The 13,981-nt window shown below is 64.1% G+C and carries 14 protein-coding genes; all 14 read right to left on the reverse strand.

The window, feature by feature from the left end; translation table 11 throughout:
- Positions 1-13 precede the first annotated feature (13 nt).
- The 14 genes from AC1RBR_RS02315 to AC1RBR_RS02380 are packed head-to-tail and all read right to left on the reverse strand — an operon-like array spanning position 14 to position 13,864.
- Entirely contained in the window at positions 14-1,240 is a 1,227-nt protein-coding gene (locus AC1RBR_RS02315) for a beta-ketoacyl-ACP synthase (protein ID WP_492562785.1), read from the reverse strand.
- The gene (gene fabG / locus AC1RBR_RS02320; RefSeq protein ID WP_492562787.1) at positions 1,240-1,968 is read right to left on the reverse strand and encodes a 3-oxoacyl-ACP reductase FabG; all 729 of its coding nucleotides are present in this window, start codon (positions 1,966-1,968) and stop codon (positions 1,240-1,242) included. The genes AC1RBR_RS02315 and fabG overlap by 1 nt, the downstream gene beginning before the upstream one ends.
- Complete coding sequence (locus AC1RBR_RS02325) at positions 1,961-2,425, reverse strand: hotdog family protein (RefSeq protein WP_492562789.1); 465 nt, start codon at positions 2,423-2,425, stop codon at positions 1,961-1,963. The genes fabG and AC1RBR_RS02325 overlap by 8 nt, the downstream gene beginning before the upstream one ends.
- The gene (locus AC1RBR_RS02330; protein WP_492562790.1) at positions 2,422-3,618 is read right to left on the reverse strand and encodes a beta-ketoacyl-[acyl-carrier-protein] synthase family protein; all 1,197 of its coding nucleotides are present in this window, start codon (positions 3,616-3,618) and stop codon (positions 2,422-2,424) included. The genes AC1RBR_RS02325 and AC1RBR_RS02330 overlap by 4 nt, the downstream gene beginning before the upstream one ends.
- A complete protein-coding gene (locus AC1RBR_RS02335) occupies positions 3,615-4,205 on the reverse strand; it encodes a hypothetical protein (RefSeq protein ID WP_492562791.1) in 591 nt (196 codons plus the stop codon). The genes AC1RBR_RS02330 and AC1RBR_RS02335 overlap by 4 nt, the downstream gene beginning before the upstream one ends.
- The gene (locus tag AC1RBR_RS02340; protein ID WP_492562792.1) at positions 4,205-4,930 is read right to left on the reverse strand and encodes a class I SAM-dependent methyltransferase; all 726 of its coding nucleotides are present in this window, start codon (positions 4,928-4,930) and stop codon (positions 4,205-4,207) included. The genes AC1RBR_RS02335 and AC1RBR_RS02340 overlap by 1 nt, the downstream gene beginning before the upstream one ends.
- On the reverse strand, positions 4,927-6,174 hold the full coding sequence (locus AC1RBR_RS02345) for an NAD(P)/FAD-dependent oxidoreductase (protein ID WP_492562793.1): 1,248 nt from the start codon (positions 6,172-6,174) through the stop codon (positions 4,927-4,929). The genes AC1RBR_RS02340 and AC1RBR_RS02345 overlap by 4 nt, the downstream gene beginning before the upstream one ends.
- Positions 6,161-7,324: a cation:proton antiporter gene (locus tag AC1RBR_RS02350; protein WP_492562794.1), complete on the reverse strand. Its 1,164-nt coding sequence runs from the start codon at positions 7,322-7,324 to the stop codon at positions 6,161-6,163. Before AC1RBR_RS02350 ends, AC1RBR_RS02345 begins: the two co-directional genes overlap by 14 nt.
- A complete protein-coding gene (locus tag AC1RBR_RS02355; RefSeq protein ID WP_492562795.1) occupies positions 7,321-9,660 on the reverse strand; it encodes an MMPL family transporter in 2,340 nt (779 codons plus the stop codon). Before AC1RBR_RS02355 ends, AC1RBR_RS02350 begins: the two co-directional genes overlap by 4 nt.
- Complete coding sequence (locus AC1RBR_RS02360; protein ID WP_492562797.1) at positions 9,644-10,246, reverse strand: outer membrane lipoprotein carrier protein LolA; 603 nt, start codon at positions 10,244-10,246, stop codon at positions 9,644-9,646. Before AC1RBR_RS02360 ends, AC1RBR_RS02355 begins: the two co-directional genes overlap by 17 nt.
- Positions 10,243-10,668, reverse strand: coding sequence for an acyl-CoA thioesterase (locus AC1RBR_RS02365; protein ID WP_041074875.1), 426 nt, complete (start codon positions 10,666-10,668; stop codon positions 10,243-10,245). Before AC1RBR_RS02365 ends, AC1RBR_RS02360 begins: the two co-directional genes overlap by 4 nt.
- Positions 10,661-12,205, reverse strand: a complete 1,545-nt coding sequence (locus tag AC1RBR_RS02370) for an HAL/PAL/TAL family ammonia-lyase (RefSeq protein ID WP_461675273.1) — start codon at positions 12,203-12,205, stop codon at positions 10,661-10,663. Before AC1RBR_RS02370 ends, AC1RBR_RS02365 begins: the two co-directional genes overlap by 8 nt.
- Entirely contained in the window at positions 12,186-13,133 is a 948-nt protein-coding gene (locus tag AC1RBR_RS02375; RefSeq protein ID WP_115985341.1) for an LpxL/LpxP family acyltransferase, read from the reverse strand. Before AC1RBR_RS02375 ends, AC1RBR_RS02370 begins: the two co-directional genes overlap by 20 nt.
- Positions 13,130-13,864 carry a glycosyltransferase family 2 protein gene (locus tag AC1RBR_RS02380; RefSeq protein ID WP_492562801.1) on the reverse strand — a complete coding sequence of 245 codons (735 nt, stop codon included), beginning with the start codon at positions 13,862-13,864 and terminating at the stop codon, positions 13,130-13,132. Before AC1RBR_RS02380 ends, AC1RBR_RS02375 begins: the two co-directional genes overlap by 4 nt.
- Positions 13,865-13,981 lie beyond the last annotated feature (117 nt).

Genomic DNA, 13,981 nt, shown 5'->3' on the forward strand with positions numbered 1-13,981 from the left:
AAACGTGTTGCGGTCAGTGCCAGCGGCGGAAAATCAACGAGGTGTTGACGCCACCAAAAGCGAAATTGTTGTTCATCACGTATTCGTGATGCATCTGGCGGAATTCGCCGCGCAGGTAATCGAGCTTGCCGCAGTGCGGATCGACCTCGTCGAGGTTGAGCGTGTGCACGTACAGGTCGCGATTGAGCATTTCAATGCTGAACCACGACTCCAGCGCGCCGCAGGCCCCCAGCGTGTGGCCGAGGAAACTCTTCTGCGAGCTGATCGGCATGTGTTCGCCGAACAGACTGCTGGTCGCCAGTGTTTCGGCAATGTCGCCCTGTTCTGTAGCGGTACCGTGACCATTGACGTAACCGATGGCATCCGGCGTCAGGCCGGCGTCTTCCAGCGCCAGTTCCATGGCGCGGCGCATGGTGACCTGCTCGGGGCGGGTAGTGTGCTGGCCGTCGGCGTTGCTGCCGAAACCGACGATCTCGGCGTGGATCCGCGCACCGCGAGCCAGCGCATGCTCCAGCTCTTCGAGCACCAGCATGCCGCCGCCTTCACCGATCACCAGACCGTCGCGGCCCTTGTCGTACGGGCGTGGGCTGGTCTGTGGCGCATCGTTTTTCAGGCTGGTGGCGTACAGCGCGTCGAAGACCATGGCTTCGGTCGGGCACAGCTCTTCGGCACCGCCGGCGAGCATCAGCGGCAGCCGTCCGAACTTGATCGCTTCATACGCGTAGCCGATACCCTGACTGCCGCTGGTGCAGGCGCTGGATGTCGGGATCAGCCTCCCGGTGAGGCCGAAGAAGATGCTGATGTTGGCCGCGGTGGTGTGCGGCATCATCCGCACGTAGGAGTTGGCGTTGAGACCCTCGGCCACCGAGTTGAGCAGCATGTTGCCGAACGCCTTGATCTCGTCGGTGCTGCCGGTGGACGAACCGCAGGCCACACCCATGCGTCCGTCCTTGATCGATTCGTCACCGAGCAGGCCGGCGTCCGCCAGTGCCTGTTCCGCCGCGCCCACCGCCAGCCGTGACACCCGGCCCATGCTGCGCAGTTGTTTGCGGGTCCAGTGCGCCGGCACGACAAAATCATCGATCGGCCCGGCCAGGCGGGTGTTGAGTTCGCTGAAGCGGTCCCACTCGTCCATCCGGCGGATGCCGCTGCGGTTGGCTGCGAAGTTGCTGGCGATGGTCTGCCAGTCGCTGCCCAGCGAGGTGATGCCGGCCATGCCGGTGACGACGACGCGCTTCATCAGCACAAGCCTCCGTTGACCGCCAGAACCTGGCGGGTGATGTACGAGGCTTCCGCCGACATCAGGAAATTCACCGCAGCGGCGACCTCTTCCGGGGTGCCCATGCGTTGTGCGGGGATCATTTTCATCAGCTCTTCCACCGGCACGTTTTCGTCGAGCATCGCCGTGTCGATCAGGCCCGGCGCGACGCAGTTAACCGTGATTTTGCGCTTGCCCAGTTCAATCGCCAACGCTTTCGCCGCACCGATCACCCCGGCCTTGGAGGCGCTGTAGTTGACCTGGCCACGGTTGCCGATCAGTCCCGACACCGAGGTGATGCAGACGATCCGCCCGGCGGCGCGACGACGGATCATCGGCATCATCACCGGGTGCAGGACGTTGTAGAAACCGTCGAGATTGGTGCGCAACACCACGTCCCAATCGTCATCGCTCAGCGCCGGAAAAGCGCCATCGCGGGTCAGGCCGGCGTTGAGTACCACGCCGTAATAGGCGCCGTGGTTTTCGACGTCGGCTTCGAGAATGGTTTTGCAGGCTTCGCGGTCGGCGACGTCGAATTGCAGGATGCGCGCGCTGCGGCCCAACGCTTCGACTTCGGCTTTCACAGCCTGGGCTTCAGCCACGCCGCTGCGGCAGTGCAGGACGATGTCATGCCCGGCCTGCGCCAGACGCAAGGCAATGGCGCGGCCGATGCCACGGCTGGAGCCGGTGACCAGTACGGATTCAGTCATCGTTCGACCCTCTGTTTTGTTCAAGGTATTGGCTGGGCTGCGGCGGGCGGAACACGTTCAAGCGTGCGCTGGCTTGTATGTCAGGCCCGTGGATGTGGCATTCGAAAACACCCATGCCGTTGTCGTCTTCCAGCGAACGGATGCCGTGGATGGTCAGTTCGCTGCCGGCCGGGAAGGCCTCGACGTTGCACTCGAATTTGCGCGTGCCGAGCAGGAACCCCAACTCCACCGGGTTGCCCTTCCGCCGTGCATGGCAACCGGCAAACGCGGCGACGCTTTGCGCCATCAGCTCAACGCCAACCCACGCTGGCAGGCTGCCGTCGGGCAGGCTGAACAAACCGTCGGGCTTGACCGTGAGGCGGGTGTGGATCTGCTCTTCGTCGAAACTGAGAATGCGGTCGAGCAGAATCATGTCGCCAGCGTGGGGCAGCAGTTCGGCGAGCGGCCAGTCGTTCATGGGGCGTCTCCGATAATCAGGCTGACGTTGTTGCCGCCGAAAGCAAACGAGTTGCTCATCAGGTAGCGGGGTGCAATGGACGACAGGCGTTCGCTCGCAGTCACCCACTTCAGCGCCGGCAAGTCGGGGTCGGGCCGGGCGTCCCAGACGTGTGGCGGCAAGGCGTGCTGCGGGTTGTCGGCGCTCAGGCTCAGCCAGCAGAACGCCGCTTCGAGGGCGCCGGCAGCGCCGAGGGTGTGGCCGGTCATCGGCTTGGTCGACGAGCAGGCCACGCCTTCAGGAAACAGCGTGGCAACCGCCAGACTTTCCATCGCATCGTTGTGCTGGGTCGCGGTGCCGTGCAGGTTCAGGTAGTTGATTTGACCGGCTTGCAGCTGCGCGCGGTGCAAGGCTTTCTGCATCGCTTGCAGGGCGCCGCGGCCGCTCGGTTCCGGCGCGGAAATGTGGTGCGCGTCGGAGCTGGCGCCGCTGCCGAGCAGGGCAATGGCCGGGCCGTCGCTGCGCTGCTTGCTCATTAGGAACAGCACCGCCGCTTCGCCGATGTTGATGCCGTTGCGGTTGGCCGAGAACGGATTGCAGCGCTCGTCGGACACCGCTTCCAGCGCGCTGAAACCGTTGAGCGTCAGTTTGCACAGGCTGTCGACCCCGCCGCACAGCACCGCGTCGCACAGGCCCAGATCAAGCAGACGCTGCGCGCTCATCAACGCCCGCGCACTGGACGTGCAGGCGGTGGAAATCACATAGGCCGGGCCGCTGAGTTGCAGCCAGTCGGCGAGAAAATTCGCCGGGGCGCCGAGTTCCTGTTGCCGATAGTCGTACTCGCCAGGGAACCGCTGCTCGCGAAGATAGTGCGCCAGCCCTCGGCTGGCCTCGTCGATCCCCGAGGTGCTGGTGCCGAGCACCACGCCGATGCGCGCGCGACCATAGGTCTGGATCGCCCGATCGATGTCCTCGCGAATCTGCAGCGCGGCTTCCAGCAACAGTTGATTGTTGCGGCTGCTCTGGTCGGCCAGTTCGGCCGGAATCGCCGCCAGCTCACCGTGCACCGCCGCCACCGGCAATTCATGCCCGGCCACCCAGCCGGACTCGCGGCGCATGCCCGAGCAGTCACCGGCAAACAGGTTGTGCGCGACCTGTTGCTTGTCGCGGCCCAGTGCGCAGATCACGCCGAGGGCATTGAGGTAGGCAGTCATGGCGTCGGTTCACCGAGGGGGGAAACCCGATAGTGCGGGCCTTGGGGCAGATTCAATTGGAAACTCAAAGGTTGTGCATAACGGACCGTCCAGCGCGGCGCCAGCGTGCGTTGCTCGCCCTGCTGCTGCGCGGCGGGATAATTGCGCGCCAGTTCGCTGGAGGGGGTCAGGGCGAACAGCAACGCGGCAAACAGCTCCCGGGCTTCCGGGTTGGGCGGCAGCAGCCCGTCGGCCTGCCAGCGACCGTCGATCAGTTGCTGACGCGCCTGGGGGATGCCCAGCGGATCCATCATCGACCAGCGAATGCCGGGGCCTTCGCGCTGGATCACCAACAGCCAGTCCTGACGCTGATCGGCTTGTTGGCGTTCGATGTGCAATTGCATCGGCAGCGGCAATGTCGGGTTGCCCGCTGGCAACGGCGCCTGGCTCGCGCAACCACTCAACAGGGCCGTTAGCAACAATACCAGCCACACCACAACCCCTGTGGGAGCGGGCTTGCTCGCGAAGGCGTCGGCACATCCGACATCAATGCAAGCTGATCCAGCGCTTTCGCGAGCAAGCCCGCTCCCACAGGTTAAGTGTTGCATCAGCAAGCCCCCGCCAATGGTTTTCGCGCAACGACATTCACCAAGGTTTCCTCACGCTCGCCAAACGGCTTCGGCCGGCGCAACCCGAACCGCTCCAGCAAGCCGAAATCCTTCGAACGACTCCACCACAAATACGGGTACGAGACATTGCGTTCTCCAAACTCGAAACCCTGCTGGCGAATCATCTCCAGGTATTGCGCCGCGCTCTTTTGCACATGCATCGGATGGCGGAACAGCCAACGGATCACCCAAGTATCAATGTAGGCCTCGGTGGACTCGGCGAACAGCAGATAACCGCCCGGCTTGAGCACGCGGTAGAACTCGGCGAGGGCTTTTTCCTGTTCGACCAGATGATGAAAGGTCTGGTGGCAGAACAGCAGGTCGACACTGGCATCGGCGACATTGAGCGTCGCGCAATCGCTACCGATCAGCTCCACATCGAAACCCTGGCGCGCCGCTTCTGCGGCGCTCAATTGCAGGCTGTGCGGATCGGCATCGACGCCGATCAGACGCTGTGGGGCGAAGGTCTGGCGCAGATGCCGAAACGATTTGCCCTGACCACAGCCGGCATCCAGCAGCACCGGATTGGCCGGCAGCGACTCGCTGAACAACCCGCGCAGGTCGTTGATCGCCACGCGCAACACATGGTGCTGCCAGGTGTGGCTGCGCAGGAACCAGAAACCGAAGCGGGTTTCCTCGACGTAGCTGTCGCTCAAGTAATTCATGGGGCGTCCTTTGCACAGAGTTCGGAAATCATCTTCAGCCGGCGGCGCGCTTCGCTGACGAACGGGTTGCGTTCATCCCAGGCGTAGCCGGCGAGGATCGAGCAGATCATTCGGCGTATGTCGGCCTGACTGTCTTGATAAAAAATCACGTCCTGGAAGGTGCCGGCGTACCAGCCTTCGACGTAGCAGCGGAAGGTATCGACCCCACGTTTGAGCGGCTCGGCGAACTCGCGCTGCCAGTCGACAGTTTCGCCCTGCAACTGCCGGTGCAGGACCGCGGCGGCCATGCTCGCCGAACGCATGGCGATGGTCACGCCCGAGGAGAACACCGGGTCGAGAAATTCCGCGGCGTTGCCGAGCAGGGCGAAGCCCGGGCCATGCAGGGTTTTTACATTGGCCGCATAACCACCGAGGGTGCGCGCCGGGGTGTCCCACACGGCGTTGTTCAACACACCGGAGAGGCTCGGGGTTTCGGCGATGAAACCACGCAGGCAGGCATCCAGATCGCTATCGCGACCCTTGAAGTGTTCGGCGGCAGCCACCACGCCCACCGAGCAGCGACCGTTGCTGAACGGGATCGTCCAGAACCAGATGTCGCGGTGCTCGGGGTGGGTGGTGACGAGGATCTTCTCGCGGTCGAAGGCCGGATTGTCGATGTGATCTTCAACGTGGGTGAACACCGCCTGGCGCACCGGGAAATTCGACGGCGCTTCCAGATCGAGCAAACGCGACAGCACGCGCCCGTAGCCGCTGGCGTCGAGCACGAAATCCGCTTCGACGCGGTACTCGCTGCCGTCTTCGCGCAGCACGTCGAGCTGCGGTTTGGCCCGGTCGAAATCGACGCGGACGATGGCGTCGCCGTAGCGGATTTCGGCACCCTGCAATTCGGCCTGATCGGCCAGCAGCTTGTCGAAATCGGCGCGCTGCACCTGGAACGTGGTGGGTTTACCTGCGGTGAAGGTGTCGCCGAAATCGAAGGCGCTGTAGCGTTCGCCCCAGGCGAACGCAGCACCGGTCTTGCGCTGGAAGCCGGCGGCGTTGACGGCATCGAGCATGCCGGCTTCTTCGACGAAGTCCAGGCAGTGACTCAGCAGGCTTTCACCAATGGAAAACCTCGGGAAGTGCTGGCGCTCGAGCACCAGCACATCGTGGCCCTTGCGCTTGAGCAGGGCGGCGGCGATGGCGCCGGACGGGCCGGCTCCGATGATCACTACCTGACGACGTTGCATTTCAACGGTTGGCACGTGAACTCCCGGGCGCAGTGGCGGTGGTTTTCAGGGGCACGCGGTACAGGCCGATCAGGGCCGGCAGCAGCGTCGCGATCAGGCCCATCAGCATCAGCGCGAAGTACAGCGCCGGGCTGATCAGCTGTTGTTGCAGCAACAGATTGAGAAAGACGATTTCGCTCAGGCCGCGAATGTTCAGCAGCACGCTTTCACGCCAGCGGCTGGCGCCTTCGAACGATGCACCGGCCCAGCCCAGACCCAGCCAGTTGCCGAGCAGTTTACTGGCAATCGGCAACAGCAGCAGCGCCGCCCATTGCACTGCGCCGAGGCTGGCGAGGGCACTGTGCACGTCGATCTGGACGATGCCGAAGGTGAGGATCAGCGGGATCGCGATCCACGTCTGCAAACGGCTCATCCACCGCGCGGGCAATGGCAGCACCAACGGCACTTTCAGCAAGGCCATGCACAGCAGATAGCCGATGCCGAAAATCAGCGCGTTGAGTTTGTAGTGCTCGGCCAGGACCAGCAGCGCAAAGAAGCCGAGGCTGTAGGTCAGTGGTCGGCGCACGCGCAGCAGATGCAACAGCACTGGCACGCAGGCCAGGCCGAGTGGTAGCAACAGGCTGCTCAGATGCAGACTGCCCTGAGCGAGGCCGAACAGCGTCCAGCAGGTCAGGTCGATGAGGATGGCGGTCTGCACCAGACGCCGGGTGGCGGCGGGCGGATAGTCTATGTGGCGCAGGTACAGGTACAGCACCGGGATCGCGGTGATCGCGAACACCAGCCCAATGGCCAGCGAGTTCAGCCACGGTTGCGCCGGTAGCAGCCAGTAGGCGGCGGCCAGACCGGAGGCAAATGGCACGGCAAAACTCGGCACGGCGATTTTCACGCTCTGGCGGTCCAGCCGCAGGTCGATCACATCACTGAGAATGTGCCCGAGCAACAGCGCGAAACTCAGGCTGTAGAGGTCTTTCAGCCACCCCGGTGCAATCAGTTGAGCACCGCTGAGCTGCCAGCCCGGTTCGATCCAGAAGTACATCAACAACGGCAAACCGAAGCTGGCCAGCAGCAACTGGCTGACGATCGGGATCAGGCCGAAATGCCGGCCGATACGGGTGGCCACCGCGAACAGCGCCAGGGCCATCAGCCAGAAACCGACGACCATCATGCTGCCGGCTCTGCGACGGCGGCGCGGTGGACGTGACGTCCGGCCCACGGCGCCAGAATGAAACTGAAAGCCAGCCCCAGGCTCACTGACAGGCCGAAATTGCTCACCGCCGGCGTGCTCGACACCGCCAGCAAACCGAACGACAGCCAGGTCGTCAGCGCCGCCAGCAAGGTGCCCAGCAGACTCACTGCCGCACCGCCGACCTGCTCACGCATGAGGATCGCGTAATCGACGCTGATCGCCGTTACCAGCAGCAGGCCGAACAGGCTGAACAGGGTCAGCGGCTGACCGAGCCAACCGAGGCTGGCCAGGCTGCACAGCGCCGCCAGCAGCGGCAGGGCGACGATGCGCAAGGCGCCGCCGAAGCCGAACGGCACGGTCAGCACCAGCACAATCAAAACGCAGGAGGCGAGTTTCAGTTCGGCGGCGCTGATCTGGGTCGCGGCGAATACATTGTTCAATTCACCGAGACGATCCACCAGCGTCACCCCCGGCAAATCCAGCGCCTGCACCCGCAGCAGTGACGGATTGTTCAGGCCTTGCAGGCTGGTCATCGCCGCCACGCCGTCAGCGGTCGGGCCGAGCCACAGCGTACGGTAAGGCTCGCCTAACGGCCCGGCCAGTGCGGCGTCGATGTCTTCGGCAGGCAGGTTCTGCAGCTGCTGCAACTCGGTTTGCAACGACGCGAGCGGTACGCCGAGGTCGAGCAATGGCTGCCAGTATTGCGGCAGTTTGCTCAGCGCTTCGCGAACCTGCTGTTGCTGGCTCGGCGGACTGAGCAGTTGGTCGAGGGCCAGATAGCCTTGCAGTTTGTCGAGGTTGACCAGTTGCTGCAGACGTTCGCTCAGTGCGGCCTGACGCTCCAGCAGTTGCTGCTGATTGGCGCCGCGCACGAGGAAGAACTGGCTGGTCGGCTGATAGCCGGTGATGCGTGCGATGGTCTGCGCTTCATCGGTCAGGCGTTGTGGTGCACCGACCCACTGGCGGATGTCGTTCTTGCTTTGCAGCTGCACCAGACCGCCGGCGCAGAAGGCGATCAGCAGCGCCAGCAGCACCGGGGTGCGCACGTGTTCGAGCAGCGTTTCGCGCAGTTGCACCAGACGCTCGGCCAGACGCAGCGGCCATTGCGCCGGTTGCAGTTCAACGTTTTTCAGCAGGGCCGGCAGCAGGCACACCGCCGACAGGTAAGCACCGAGCAGGCCGGCAGCGGAGAACACCGCGATTTGCGTCAGCGCCGGGAAGGGCGTCCAGGCCAGCGCCAGATAACCGATGGCGCTGGTGATCAGGCTCAGCGTCAGTCCGGAGAGGGTCAGGCGCAGCGCCGGCCAGCTGCGCCACGGCTTGAGGCTCCAGCTTTTCGACAGATAGTGCAGCGGATAATCCACCGCCACGCCGATCAGGCTGGAACCGAGCACCAGGGTCATCACGTGCATGTGGCCGAACAGCGCCACGCAGGCCACCGCGCCGAACAGCATGCCCACCAGCACCGGCACGAACGCCAGCAGCACCCGCCATCGGCGAAACGCCAGCAGCAGCAACAGCAGAATGCCGACCGTCGCGCCGCCGCCAACCCAGGTCATTTCGCGGGTGGCTTGCTGCTGACCGTTGGCGGCGTAGAGCAGACCGCTGGCGGCCAGCAGTTGTACGTCGGCTTTCGCCGCCTGCTCGCGACTGTGCTGCAGCAGATCAGCGACTTGCAGCGGCAGATTCATGTCGAAGGCATTGCCGGTGGTGCGCGCGCGCAGCAGCACCCAGCTTTTGCCGTCGGCATCGGCGACCAGTGCGCCGCTGCCGATGTCCAGTTGCACCGCGCCGTGTTTCGGCTGGCTGTTCTGGATCCGTCCGGTCAGGCCCAGCCAGTCGTCCTGGCTCGGCACCAGGGTGAACCCGTTGAACGGGTCGAACAGCGCCTGCACCCGTTGCTGAATGAACGCATCGGGATGCTCGGTCAGCAGTTGCCGGTCATCTGCCGAGAGCATCGCCAGTCGACCTTGCAGCAGTTGCGTACGCAGCGCCGGCAGATCCGCCTGCAGGTTCCACTGGACCTTTTCGAACAGACCGCTGGCCTGCCATTGCTCGCCCAGGGTCTGCGCCATGGCCACCGCTTGCTGGCGATCGGCGTGGCCGACCAGCACCAGCATTTCCCGATTAAGCGGCTCCTGCATGCGTTGTTCGGCGCGCAGTTCGAGGGCGTCAGGATTGGTTCCGGGCACCAGCTCCATGAGGTTGGCCGACAGCGGCGCACCGTCGCGCCACTGCCACCCGGCCAGCGCGACGACCGCCAGCAGCAGGATCAGGAACAGCCACGGCAGCCTGCGTTCACTCGGCAAAGTCATGTTGCTCCGCTTCGCTCAACGGTTGTCCGGCGCTGCTGTCTTTCATCCGCAGCACGGTGCTGTCGCCCTGGGTTTCCAGCAGTTCGATGGTCTGTACCAGCTCACCACCGTCGATATTGATCTGATTGAATACTTGCTTGAGCAGCACCGAGCGCGGGGTCAGGGTGAGTTTCCACTGCTGTGCATCGCCGCTCAGGGCCAGTTCGAAATCCCGTTGCAGACCGCTGCTGTCACCTTGCAGCACAGCGAGGAACAAGCGGTTCTGTTCGGCACCGGCGCTCTTGTTCGGCAGCAACTGCCAAGCGTTGCCGTCACGACGGGCGATGCCGTTGGCGGTGATGCGGTAATCCTGTTGCAGCGGGCTCTTGAGCAGCCAGAGCAAGCCGTGATTTTTCGCCAGCACGAAGCTGCCCTTGCTGATCAACGGCTGGGGCAGGGCGCGCAGGTGTTTTTCCTGGACGAACTGGCCGTGGATAACGTCCGGTTTCGCCAGTTGTTCGCTGAGCTGTTGCAGGTCGAAGGCGCTGGCCAGTGTCGACACGGCGAGCAGTGCCATCGCGCCAAGGCATTTGCAGAACAGGTTCATCGCAGCATCCTTTCCACCGCTTCGGTAAACACTTTGGGTGAGGCCAGTTGCATCTCGCGGCTGCTGATCTCGACCGCCACCTGCACCGAACTGGCGCGGGTCAGGCGTTCGCCGGTCTGCAGGTCGGTGATCAGATAATTGATCTTCAAGCGGTTCTCCCACTCCACCAGACTGGCGCGCACGTTCAAGCGCTGGCCGAACACCGCGCCCCGCACATAACGCAGTTGCAGGTCGATGATCGGCCACGCGTAACCCGACTCGGACATCTGCGTGTAGTTATGACCGATCTGATCGAGCAGCGCGCAGCGCGCCACTTCCAGGTATTTGACGTAGTGCCCGTGCCAGACCACGTGCATGGTATCGACGTCAAAAAACGGCACGAGGATTTCCGTGTCGGCGTGCAGGACTCCGGCGCTACGCATGCAGCCTCCAGTGTTGCTCGGCGATGCGTTGCAGACACAGGCGCAGTTCGCCTTCCAGTGCACGGTCTTCGATGACCGGCGGGAAGTCCTTGGCCAGCTCTTCGTGCATGGCGGCCAGCGAAGGTGGCAGCGCGCGTGCGTCTTCATCGCGACCGCGCAACCAGACGCCCTGATTGGCCGCGAGCAACGTGGCGGCGGCGACCTGTTCGGTCAGCTCCAGCACGCGGATCGCGTCACGGGCGGCGATGGTGCCCATGCTCACCTTGTCCTGGTTGTGGCACTCGGTGGAGCGCGAGAACACGCTGGCCGGCATGGTGTTTTTCAGCGCTTCGGCGGTCCAGGCACTGGTGCCGATCTGCACGGCCTTGAAGCCGTGGTTGATCATGGCGCGATCCGCCGGGGCGCCGGACAGGTTGCTCGGCAAGCCATGGTTGTAGCGCTCGTCGACCAGCAGCGCGAGCTGCCGGTCGAGCAGGTCGGCGACGTTGGCCACCAGATTTTTCAGGCTGTCCATGGCGAACGCAATGTGCCCGCCGTAGAAGTGCCCGCCGTGCAGCACGCGCTCGGCTTCGGCGTCGATGATCGGGTTGTCGTTGGCGCTGTTGAGTTCGGTCTCGATGAACGCACGCAGCCAGTTCAGGCTGTCCGCCAGCACCCCGAGCACGTGCGGGGCGCAGCGCAGCGAGTAGCGATCCTGCAGGCGATGCAGCGGCGCGGTCGGCGCGTCGATCGCCAGATCCTTGCGCAGCCATGCGGCGACTTGCATCTGCCCCGGATGCGGCTTGGCGGCGAACAGACGCTCGTCGAAGTGTTCCGGATTGCCTTGCAGCGCGACCACGTTGAGCGCGGTGATGCGCGTGGCCAGTTGCAACAGGTAATCGGCGCGGGCGTAAGCGAGGCACGCCAGGCCTGTCATCACCGCGGTGCCGTTCATCAAGGCCAGCGCTTCTTTCGGGCGCAGCACCAATGGCGTCCAGCCGAGTTCGCGATGCACGTCGGCAGCCTGGCGACGCTCGCCACGGAACAGCACTTCGCGCTCGCCGGACAGGGTCGCGGCGACGTAGGACAGCGGCGTCAGGTCGCCGCTGGCGCCCACCGAACCCTCTTCAGGGATCAGCGGCAAAATGTCGTGTTCAAGGAAGGCGTGCAGGCGCTCCAGCAGTTCGATTCGCACCCCGGACACGCCGTGGCACAGCGACTGCAAGCGCGCCGCCAGCACCGCGCGGGTGGCTTGGGCGTCGAGCAGTTTGCCGAGGCCGCAACCGTGGAAGGTGTAGAGATGACGCGGCAGTGCCTCGACGTGATGCAGCGGCACCGCGACCACGCAGGAATCGCCGTAACCGGTGGTCACGCCGTAGATCACGCCTTCCTTGTCCAGCAGCGAATCGAGGAACCGTGCGCCTTTGGCGATGCGCTCGCGGTAAGCGGCGTCGCTCTGCAACTGCACGGGCGCCTGACGGTTGGCCAGGGCCAGCACGTCTTCGATGCGCAAAGGGCGTTCGCCGAAGGTTACCGGCTCATGGGTTGGCGTCGTCATCGGTCTTCCAGAAAGGGTAAAAGTTGAACCATTGGTGCGGGGCTTCGAGGCAATAGTGACTCAGGCGCTGCGCGTAGCGGGTGGCCCACTGATGAATGACCTGCTCGCGCTCGCGGCGCGTCCACGTCACGCTGTCGGCGAACGGCTCGAGGGTCAGGCGATAGTGGCCGTCCGGTTGTTTCAGGCACATCAGCAGATTGACCGGGCATTTGAGCAAACCGGCCAGCAACCACGGGCCTTGCGGAAATGCTGCCGGGTGGCCGAGAAAATCCACGGTGACGCTGCGCCCGCCATGCAACGGCACGCGGTCGCCGGCAATCGCCAGCCATTCGCCGCGCTCCAGGCGTTCGTGCAGTTGCAGCATGATCACCGGATCCAGTTCGCTGACCTGAATCAGGCGCAGATTGGTCGCCCCGGCCTCGCCCAGCAAACGGTTGAACTGCTCGGCGTGCTTGGTGTGCACCAGCACATTCATGGTGACCTTTTCGCCGATCTCGGCCAGCGCCCGGCATACCTCAAGGTTGCCCAGGTGCGCGCCGACCAGCAGTTGCCCGCGACTGCCGCGCAACTGATTGCGCAGCAGTGCCGGGTCGATGATTTCGATCTGCTCGATGCGCAGCTTGCCGTTCCACACGTCGAGCTTGTCGAGTAGCGAATCGGCGAACGCCATGAACTGGCGGAACACCCGCCAGTAACTCGGTCGCAATTCGGCACGCTGGCTCCAGTCGGCCAACCGTTGCTGGTATTGCCAGGCACTGTTGCGCGCGGTACGGCCGAACAGGAAGAAGTACAGGACAATGCCGTACAGCAGCGGACTGAGCAGACGCCGGCCAAGCACCTTGGCGGCGAACGCGGTGAATTTCATCAGCAGGAAGCTGCCGCGTTCTTCGCGGTCGGCCCAGTGCTTCTTGTCGGTCTCGACACTCATGTGCGCCACCGGCGCCAGAGGATCAGCGGCAGGCGCAGCAGCATGCCGAAGAATAACCGGGTATGCATGCTGGAAATCAGCGCGTTGTCGTGCAGCAGACGGAAGTGCGAGACGCCGTCCAGCGGGTAATGCACGCTGGTCTGCAGCCAACGCATCGGCTGGTTGCGCCACGACAGGCGCACGAGGATGTCGGAGTCGAAATCCATGCGCTTGCCGACCCGCGCCGAGTCGATCACCGCCAGCGTCGGAGCCAGCGGATAGACGCGAAAGCCGCACATCGAATCGCGGATCTGCAGCGACAGTGTGTTGATCCAGACCATCACGTGGGTCAGATAACGCGCGTACAAGCGGCCCTTGGGCACGCTCTCGTCGAACAGCGGATAACCGCAGATCATGGCGTCCGGGTGGACGCGGGATTCCTCGACGAAACGCGCGACGTCGTGCAGGTCGTGCTGGCCGTCGGCGTCAACCTGCAAGGCATGGGTGAAACCCAGACGTGCCGCTTCGCGCAGGCCGGTCATCACCGCGCCGCCCTTGCCCTGATTGAGGGTCAGGCGCACCAGATGCACGTTATCGCGCCCGGCCAGCGCATCCAGCACCCTCGCGCAGGATGGCGTGCTGGCGTCGTCCACCAGAATGCACGGCAGGCCTTGGGCGAGCAGCGCGTCGACCACGGTGCCGATCGCGGTTTCATGGTTGTAGACCGGAATCACGGCGCAGGGGTTATGCATTGAACACATCCCCACTGTGGCGAGGGAGCTTGCTCCCGCTCGAGTGCGCAGCACTCGCTCGCAGTTTTGCGTAGACCGAGTTTGGGGCCGCTTCGCAGCCCAGCGGGAGCAAGCTCC

This window comes from Pseudomonas sp. GW823-FHT01D03, assembly GCF_058798255.1.